The sequence below is a fragment of the Staphylococcus sp. HMSC061G12 genome (assembly GCF_001838465.1).
GTDB lineage: Bacteria > Bacillota > Bacilli > Staphylococcales > Staphylococcaceae > Staphylococcus > Staphylococcus simulans.
Genome location: NZ_KV837078.1, coordinates 1 through 1,778 on the forward strand (window position 1 = coordinate 1; position 1,778 = coordinate 1,778).

Sequence of the window (1,778 nt, forward strand, 5' to 3'; positions counted from 1 at the left end):
ACTAGTTATTCCAGCTGTTATAGCTGTAATTGTATATATTTCATTTTTCTTCTGGTATTTTAAAGCAATATCTAAAAAGGACCAAAATTCTAATTAAGGATGAAATTATTGGATAATATAAAAAAGATATTTTAAATGAATTATACAGAAAGTTTTAATTCAGTAAAAAATAACGAAATTCTATCTTTAATTGAGAAAATAGAACAAAAAATAGAGTCTTTATATACGGTTTAGGTAGGAAAATGTTAATGTTAAAGGCTTTTGGAATGAGACTTATGGATTTGGGTTATGAAGTACATATCATTGGAGATGTTACCACACTTGCTATTAATCAAGATGATTTTTTATTAATAGTTCGGGAACTGGGTAATTATCGACTGTGGAAGCATTAGTTAATGATGTGAAAAAATCAGAAGCAGAAATTGCATTTTTTACAGCTTTTCCAAAAGAAACATTGCCACAAAGAACTACTTAATTATAAATATTAAAGCAAAAACAATGAAAGAAAATGAAGAATTAGATTCTATACAGCCTATGTGGAGTGTTTTCGAACAGTTTCAATTATCATTATTAGACTTCGTAATAACTCAATTAATTGAAAGAAACAATATTACTGAAGAACGGTACCTAACCATACAAATATAGAATAATAACGTTAATAAAGGAGTTTTATTATGGAAAAATGGCTATTACCTTCTATGATGTGCGCAGATTTCGGAAGCTTATCTACTGAGATAAGCAACTTGGAGGAAGCAGGCGTCACTGGATATCATATAGATATTATGGATGGGCAATTTGTTCCAAATTTTGGGATGGGGCTACAAGACTTAGAATTTATTAGAAAAAGTACAAAAAAACCAATTGATGTTCATCTAATGGTTAATAATCCTAATAATCATATAAATTTGTTTGCAAATATAGGGGTAGACATTATTTATATACACCCAGAAGCTGATATGCATCCAGCAAGAACATTACAGAAAATTAAGCAGAAAAATATTAAAGCAGGAATTGCACTTAACCCTGGAACTTCTATAGAATCTATTAAACCTTTATTAAACATTGTAGATTATGTAATGATTATGACTGTAAACCCAGGGTTCGCTGGACAAAAATATCTAAATTACGTTGATTATAAAATAGATGAATTAGTTGAAATGTCTTTCAAATCACGCTTTAATTACGATGTTTTAGTAGATGGTGCTATATCCCCTGAGCGTATTGATAATTTATCAACTAAAGGGGTGAAAGGTTTTGTTTTGGGCACGTCTTCATTGTTTGGTAAAAACAAAGACTATGCAACCCTTATAAATAATTTAAAGTAAGCCTTTGATTTTGATATTAATACCATAAAGATACTTATAAAAAAGAGAAAGAAAGTATAATTCTTAAATGATTTTTGCATTTCTCTACCAGCCAGTGTTATAATCTACTTAACAAAGTTATTAAGCATAATACACCAATCCCCTCACTATCGGAAGTAGTGAGGGGATTTTTAGGTGTGACTATAGTCGCCTATTTTTTCTTATCGTTGCGATTGCGTAGCCAATGCGCAAATAATGCGACGATACAACCACTCGCTGCTGTGGTCATGATGTGAACAAAGTTATCAAGCATAATTACACCTCCTCTCTACGTCTAGATTGACGCCTGAGAGATAGGCGACCTTTATATTATATCATCTGTAATGGGTGAGTTACATATAACTTCTGATAAGTCATTTTATGTTATATCTTTGCTTTTTTATAGTATCAAGACAAGAAGAAACTCGTTTCACT

Annotated in this window: 2 protein-coding genes; one reads left to right on the top strand and one right to left on the bottom strand. The window is 30.6% G+C overall.

Features of this window, described 5'->3' with window-relative positions; genetic code table 11:
• Positions 1 to 671 precede the first annotated feature (671 nt).
• Positions 672 to 1,325, top strand: a complete 654-nt coding sequence (rpe, locus tag HMPREF2937_RS07250) for a ribulose-phosphate 3-epimerase (protein ID WP_225261181.1) — start codon at positions 672 to 674, stop codon at positions 1,323 to 1,325.
• Between the two features lie 190 nt (positions 1,326 to 1,515).
• On the opposite strand, the gene HMPREF2937_RS13470 is transcribed toward rpe, so the two are convergent.
• A complete protein-coding gene (locus HMPREF2937_RS13470; RefSeq protein WP_002497230.1) occupies positions 1,516 to 1,617 on the bottom strand; it encodes a type I toxin-antitoxin system Fst family toxin in 102 nt (33 codons plus the stop codon).
• Between the last annotated feature and the right edge of the window lie 161 nt (positions 1,618 to 1,778).